Here is a 7,372-nt window from a genome sequence, read left to right on the forward strand (position 1 = left end):
AGAATAATCCTGGTTGATTATCGACTTCAATCACTAGGGCAGGGAGATGAAAAACCGGATCGACATAGAACTCAGTTTGTACCTGCTCTAAGCCAGTATCAAGATTAAATTCTACTGCCAGCATCTCTTCTACCTCAAACCGACCCCCTAAAGCCTCGCGAATGGCGCGACAAACATTTTCTGCCGTTTTCTCAGTCAAGGCTTTACTACCACGAGATACCAGCAGTTTGATAAAAACTAACATTGGCGGACGGATCTGTCCATATAGACTCAGACCGTGGATAGTCAACCCATAAGCTGCTAGTACACCAAAAATATCGCTGAGAAGAAAAGACTGGTTGCGGTAAGCAAAATGCAGGGCACTTTTGCTACCTTCCGGTTTTAGTTCAATAACAGCGCGTCTAGTTTTATAGAGACGGTAGGCTAGTCGCAAATTTTGCAGTTGAATTTCGCTGCTGACAAATTGCTCATAAAACTGGGGAAACGCTCGGTTAAAGCGCTTTAAGAGTTCCAGTGTCGAAGATTTTAAACCAGAAGCCATTGTTAAGGGTAAGACTCGCTTGCTTTCGTCACCTGGGGGCTGCGTGTTCGGGATTGAGGACTGAGGGACAAGAAAAGAGTGTTCTGAATGCCCAATGCCCAATTCCTTGTATACAATTCACTCCTAAGCTAACGTGCATTTCAACTCTATACGACCAATTGCCAAGATTAGGTTTTTCCATTTGGAATTTTGCAGAGAGTCTGAGGGTCGCTTCCCTTTGTTGGCGATCGCGCAGCGATCGCAGACAAGCCTCTCCAAGAGTTGAGAACTTTCCAAGACGAATACGTGAATTTTGAATTGTTTATATTCTTCCGTTTTGGTGAATTCTTCCTAGCCTTTACAACAAAATGCTAAAGTTGAAAATGATTGGTGTGAAACACGCTCTAACTGGCTGTTACCATTGCAAATCCCGAAAAAAACCGAAAAAATTTCAGTGTAAGGGGTAAGAAATAGGGGTAGCTATGTTAAGCGTGAATCAACACTCCTGAGAGTGGAAGCCAATTCAGTTATACTACCCGAACCACGTTGGCATGGGTTTTTGGAAAACTTGGTTTAGTACTTCTGAATCTGTAGCGACAACTAGGACAAACCCCTTTGAAGAGCATACACCGGAAGCTGCGGGCAACTCTCGTCCCGGTAGCATTAACGAAGTTTCTTCAAAGGAGGCTCGGATCGTCTTCAGCACGGAACGAGACATTGACCTATATGAGCTAGAAGAACTCTGTGATGCAGTTGGTTGGTCGCGTCGTCCTCTAAGAAAAGTGAAAAAAGCTATTGAGCATAGTTTTCTTGTTGCCTCAATGTGGCAGGTAAGAGGAAATCAAAAGCGGCTCATTGGTTTTGCCCGCGCTACCTCAGATCACGCGTTTAATGCCACTATTTGGGATGTGGTGGTTCACCCAGACTTTCAAAGTCAAGGACTGGGTAAAGCACTAATGAAATATGTTCTCAAAAAACTTAGGAGTGAAGAAATTAGTAATGTCACTCTCTTCGCCGACCCTCATGTTGTAGATTTCTACCGAACTATGGGGTTTATGGCTGATCCAGAAGGCATCAAAGGTATGTTCTGGTATCCTCACTAGCGCTGAATCTAAATCAAACCCGATTGGCATAATAAAATCAGGTCTAATAGCAAGAATCTATTATTTTGATTTGCTTTAGCAAGGTTTAGCCGACGAACGAGCAAGTATATCTCTTGTAAAACTAAGTCGGCAGAAAAACCTTTATTACAGTAAGAAGGATGTAATCTAACTCGGATTTTGCAAAAGATCAAAGATATTTAGGCATGAGCCGTGTTATATGATATATTAAGTTTTAGTGGTTTTGTGAAAGCGCGATCGCTTTGATTGTTAGTTTAAACCAAACCAAAAAAGTAGATAAATCTAACCGGGATGTAGCGCAGCTTGGTAGCGCGCCTGCTTTGGGAGCAGGATGCCGCAGGTTCAAATCCTGTCATCCCGATTTAATTGTTTTAACGGCTAGGGTAGATTAAATCGGTTATTTTGGTGAGATGTGTAATCTAATTCCATATTTTTACGGAGAATATGAATTAGGCTTCAATAGTCAAATGCCTAATTGGCAAATTTCGTCCGTAAGCAGTAAAATATTGCTGACACTAAGTACAATATTTCATAAATTCCTAGCGAATTCTCTTTGCGTTCCTACCCTACGGGAAGGCGTTCGCGCAGCGTCTCGTAGAGAAGCGCCTATGCGCTTCCCTTTGCGCCCCTACCCTGCGGGAAGGCGAGGCGCCTATGCGTTTAAAATTCAACCCTCAATTCGCCACGATTTTATGCTGCATCTGTACTAAGCTTTGTATATAGCCATTTTCAATGTGGTGAGGTACAGGTATCCAAATAGACCTAACCCCCTAACCCCCAACCCGTTGCGGGAAGGGGGAACAATTTCATTGCCTCTCTCCTTAAAAGAAGAGAGGAATGGAAGTGAGGTCAAAATTGTACTTCACCCTTGCCGAAAACCGCTATAGATTTGAAAAAATATTAAATCAATCGTAGATGGAACGATTGATTAAGTAATAGCGTCTCCGATTTTAGAAAAAGCCGATAAAATAACATTGATCATCTCCAAGGTTTCAGAGATATACAGACTTTTCACCGTTTGAGAAGACATACTAATAGGCATCTACGGCATTTCGCGGTGAATGGCAAAGCAAAATCGGCAAAAACACAACCTTAGCACAGGCAACTTGTGAAAACGATACTATAGCAATCCAAAATAGTTGGCGAATATTGGATTTTGACCGTTAACGGTTAACACTCAACTTCAACACGCACAATGAATTTTTTACAACTGAAATAGATTGCTATATAACTAAAGCTAGTTGGTGCTGTGCAAATCCAACCATTTGTTTAAATTTAATTGGACTATTGAGGCGAAGAGCAGTCATGAAATCATTTATTCGCTTGGGCGCAACATTGGGTATAGCTGGTAGTGTATTTTTAACGGGGCTTTCAGGAATAGGCAATCTACCAGGAATGGCCAATCTAGAGGCGATCGCTTTGCCACAAGATCAGGTAGTGAAAAAGCTCCAAGAAGTACCTGTATTCACGCTCACCAATCCGAAAGGCGAATTTGTAGTTCTTTCGAGAAACAACGCATCCAAGACGATCTCGCAAGTCGGATTTTTTATTAGCAAGCAAGATGCTCAAAAATTCCTTGAAAATCGGCTCAAAAAAGAAAATCCCCAGTTGGCAAGCACCCTACAGGTTAGACCTTTGTCCCTGGCAGACTACTATAAAATAGTCCAAGAAAGCAAAAAGAAATCAGACTCTGTAATTTATACTTTAGTACCGACGCAACAGCAGGTAGCCTCGGCAACAAGTATGCTGAATCAAAATGGTAAAAAAGGGGAGCAATTCAATGGTATTCCCTTATTTGTACCAAAATTTAAGAAAGATAATAGCTACATAACTATTCCGGTTCCAAAAGGCAACGAGCGATTAATCCCATTCTTTTTTGAAAAAGAACAAGCAGTGGCTCTCTTAGACGAATTCAAAAAAGCCGTGCCAAAGGAAGCAGACAATACTGAAATTCAAGTGGTGGATTTGTACGGTGTTATGGAGGCTCTCAATAGCAGCAGCGATCCGAGTATAAATAAAATTGTTCTCTATCCATCGCGGGAGTCGATCAATTTTATTCGTTCCCTTGCCCCGAATCAATCACCCGCTCCCAAGCCTGCGGCTGCACCCGCTCCGAAAAAATAACGGATATGTGATCTAAGGTGGAGGTATGGGGGAGAAACATCTGATAGTTTCTGGTTTACAACTTTGGGAGTGGCGGAATGCAGCATTCCAAGCAGCGATCGCCACTGATGTCCCACCAGGGGAGGTAGACTGGCTGCTGCTCGAAGTTGCAGGATTAGACCGCTTGGCACTGCGTTTGGAGTCTTTTAAAAACTGGTCGCAAGTTCAGCTGCAATTGCCTCTAGAAGAGTTAGACCATCTGTGGCAGAGGCGATTAAATGACCGCTTACCAGTGCAGTATATTGCCAAAGTTACACCTTGGCGTAATTTTAAAATCGCGGTGTCCAGTGCGGTTTTGATTCCCCGACCAGAGACCGAATGCTTAATTGATTTAGCTAAAGCATCTGCTAGTAATGCTTCCGGACACTGGGCGGATTTGGGTACTGGAAGTGGAGCGATCGCCATCGGATTAGCAGATGTCTTGCCAAAAGCCACAATTCATGCTGTTGATTACAGTTTAGCAGCACTGGCGATCGCTCAAGCCAACGCCGATAATTTGGGTTTTACTGACCGGATTAAATTTTATCAAGGTTCTTGGTGGGAGCCACTGGCATTTATCAAAGGTCAGTTCAGTGGTATGGTGTCGAATCCCCCTTATATACCCACCAGTACCTTACCTACTTTGCAACCAGAAGTAGTTAACCATGAACCACATCTAGCTTTGGATGGTGGCGCTGATGGCTTAGATTGTATTCGCCATTTAGTAGAAATCTCCCCTAGTTATTTGCGATCGGGTGGGGTGTGGCTGATTGAGATGATGGCAGGACAGGCGGATGCAGTGCGAGAACTTTTACAAAATCAAGGTAGCTATTGTAAAATTCAAATTCACGCTGACTTAGCTGGAATTGAACGCTTTGCTGTGGCTTATAAAAGTTAGGAGTTAGGAGTTAGGAGTTAGGAGTTAGGAGTTAGGAGTTAGGAGTTGGGAGTTGGGAGTTGGGAGTTGGGAGTTGGGAGTTGGGAGTTGGGAGTTGGGAGTTGGGAGTTGGGAGTTGGGAGTTGGGAGTTGGGAGTTAGGAGTTTGGAGTTTGGAGTTAGGAAATTCCTCACTCTTAACTTATTAGGACTTACGCAAAAACTCTCTGAAACTCTTGTTCCTTTGCGTCCTTTGCGGTTCGTTTTTTCATGATTTTGCGTAAGTCCTGCTTATAACTCAATACGGTTCAGTTAGCGCCAAAAACCTTAAACTGCGTAGGTTGGGTTGAGGAACGAAACCCAACATTTTCGGGGTTTTGTTGGGTTTCACGACCTTCTACCCAACCTACGATTATCCTTAACCCAAGCGTATTGGCTTATAACTCAATACGCTTGGGTTAAGGCTAAAATCCTTTGTCAAAGTCAATTTTTTTGACGAACCACAGAGACGCAGAGGACGCAAAGAGAAGAAGGAAATGCTTAACTGAACTGTATTGGCTTATAACTCCTAACTTTGTAAACATGACACAAGTTTCTTTAACAAATCTCATCGCTGGCGCACGCGCTGGGCTTTTGGTGAGTTTTCCGACGGATACTGTTCCTGCGCTTGCAGCTATACCAGAAAAGGCAGGACTAATTTTTGCGGCGAAGCAACGGAGTCAGGATAAACCTTTGATTTTGATGGCTGCGAGTGCTGAAGATTTATGGACGTATGTTAAAGGTAGTGAGAATGAGTGTAAAGTTTGGCAAGAATTAGCAGATAAATATTGGCCAGGAGGGCTGACGTTAGTTTTGCCAGCTTCAGATCGCTTACCAAAAGTGATGAACCCTATTGATCCAACAACAATTGGTATTCGAGTACCAAACAGTGCGATCGCTCAAACTATTTTGGCAAAAACAGGCCCTCTTGCCACTACTAGCGCCAATTTTTCTGGTCAGCCGCCTTTGCAAACAATGGCAGAAATTGAGGCTCAGTTTCCCAAGGTTCTGACTTTAGAATACCAGGGTGAAATACCAGGGGCGGGTGTACCTTCCACCGTTGCTAAATGGACAGGAATAAATTGGCAGATTTTGCGGCAAGGTGCGATAAAGTTAGATATTTCCAGTGATAACCAAATATAGGTCGCTATAATGTTGTCTTCCTGGTTTTAACAACACAGAAGTCTGGAACTTTAGTTTGCGCTGTTGTGGTCAATTAACAAGTTAATAATTGCCAGATTATGAATTGGAACAACTGGATATATCTAGGAGCAGGAATAGCACTAGGTATGGTTTTTGGTAAGTTATTTGTGCGATCATCAAAGGTTTCATCTGACAATTCAGGTCATCTGGAAAACCTCTCTCTAAATCTCTCTCCTCAAAGGAGAGAGACTTTGAATTTTACCCCTTCCCGCGTCGAGAAGGGAGTTAGGGGGTTAGGTTTTTGGTGGACTTTTCCACATAACCTGAATTATCAGAATGTTTCATCTAGCTCATCTCCAGTAGCGCCACTAGCTCAACAGGATATGCCAGCAATATCGCAACAGCTACAGCAAACGCAGCTGGCGTACCAAATGGCCAGGGAAATGAGCCTGTTTAAAGCTGGTTTTTTGGCGCGGACTACCCATGAATTGCGATCGCCTCTCAATGGTCTAATTGGCTTACATCAGTTAATTTTGTCGGATTTGTGTGAAGATCCAGCTGAAGAACGAGAATTTATTGCCCAAGCTCACGAGCGAACACTGAAGTTACTCAAGCTGATGGATGAAATTCTCAACGTTGCAAGAACTGAACACGGTACCAATAAATTAGATATTCAGCCCAGACCCTTAGCCCAAATTTTGGAGGATGTTCATAAGTTAACTTATATGCTGGCAGCAAATCGCAATTTCCCCTTGCAATTGTTACCCACCGACCCAGAAATTTATGTTTTGACAGATTACCTCTGTCTCCGCCAAATATTGATAAGTTTTATAAACACTGCCATTACTCAGATGGAGGAAGGTAGCATCTCTATTTCCAGCAGCACCCTACCTACAAATAATTTTGTCAATATTTGGCTGGATCTACCAACTCATGCTATGCCCTGGAGCGAGCCGATTGATTTGATCAAATCTGAAGATCAGCCTACCGAGATTGACGAAGAAAACGCTGCTCTTTCCCCAGGAATGAGGCTATTAATCAATCAGACTTTGGTGGAAGTTATGGGAGGAAAGTTGGCAATCCTGCCCTCGACTATTGTAGAGCAACCACTTCAGGAGCTTACCAGACTACAAATCTCTATCCCTCTAGTGTGCAAGACGGAATTAAAATAATTCGTACCTCGAATCCCTTCGGCTGCGCGGTTCCTGAGCGTAGTAGAAGTAAGTCGAAACATAAGCCCAACACAAAACTTACTGGTTATATCACAATACGCTTGGGTTAAGCCCAAAAAATAAAAATGTGTAGGTTGGGTTGAGGAACGAAACCCAACATTTTCGGGCGTTTATTGGGTAACACTAAAGTTCAACCCAACCTACGATTATCCTTAACCCAAGCGTATTGGACTATATCCCACATTCCGCACCCCTTACTGTCATAAGCGGTTATTACGGTAATAAATGAAAATCACAAGAATAAAATAATACATAAAAGGATATTTGAGGAATAAAAGTGGCACGAATCTTATTCTCAA

6 protein-coding genes and 1 tRNA gene are annotated in these 7,372 nt (G+C 42.9%); 6 read left to right on the forward strand and 1 reads right to left on the reverse strand.

The features are described 5' to 3' along the window. Window positions 1-541: hypothetical protein (locus LC605_RS29860; protein WP_229551048.1), on the reverse strand; the 541-nt coding region annotated here is incomplete at its 3' end. Between the two features lie 530 nt (window positions 542-1,071). Between LC605_RS29860 and LC605_RS29865 the strand changes: the two genes are divergently transcribed. The 6 genes from LC605_RS29865 (at window position 1,072) to LC605_RS29890 (ending at window position 7,013) form a co-directional block, all read left to right on the forward strand. After that, window positions 1,072-1,623 carry a GNAT family N-acetyltransferase gene (locus LC605_RS29865; RefSeq protein WP_229551049.1) on the forward strand — a complete coding sequence of 184 codons (552 nt, stop codon included), beginning with the start codon at window positions 1,072-1,074 and terminating at the stop codon, window positions 1,621-1,623. Between the two features lie 305 nt (window positions 1,624-1,928). Next, window positions 1,929-2,002 (forward strand) — tRNA-Pro (locus tag LC605_RS29870). Window positions 2,003-2,946: 944 nt separating this feature from the next. Then, entirely contained in the window at window positions 2,947-3,765 is an 819-nt protein-coding gene (locus LC605_RS29875; RefSeq protein WP_229551050.1) for a Tic22 family protein, read from the forward strand. A 25-nt stretch (window positions 3,766-3,790) separates the two neighbouring features. Beyond that, window positions 3,791-4,681: a peptide chain release factor N(5)-glutamine methyltransferase gene (gene prmC, locus LC605_RS29880; protein ID WP_229551051.1), complete on the forward strand. Its 891-nt coding sequence runs from the start codon at window positions 3,791-3,793 to the stop codon at window positions 4,679-4,681. A 560-nt stretch (window positions 4,682-5,241) separates the two neighbouring features. Further along, window positions 5,242-5,841: an L-threonylcarbamoyladenylate synthase gene (locus LC605_RS29885; protein ID WP_229551052.1), complete on the forward strand. Its 600-nt coding sequence runs from the start codon at window positions 5,242-5,244 to the stop codon at window positions 5,839-5,841. 98 nt (window positions 5,842-5,939) lie between these two features. After that, entirely contained in the window at window positions 5,940-7,013 is a 1,074-nt protein-coding gene (locus LC605_RS29890) for a sensor histidine kinase KdpD (RefSeq protein ID WP_229551053.1), read from the forward strand. Window positions 7,014-7,372 lie beyond the last annotated feature (359 nt).

Source organism: Nostoc sp. CHAB 5836 (assembly GCF_020829445.1).
In the GTDB taxonomy this organism is placed as follows: domain Bacteria; phylum Cyanobacteriota; class Cyanobacteriia; order Cyanobacteriales; family Nostocaceae; genus Nostoc.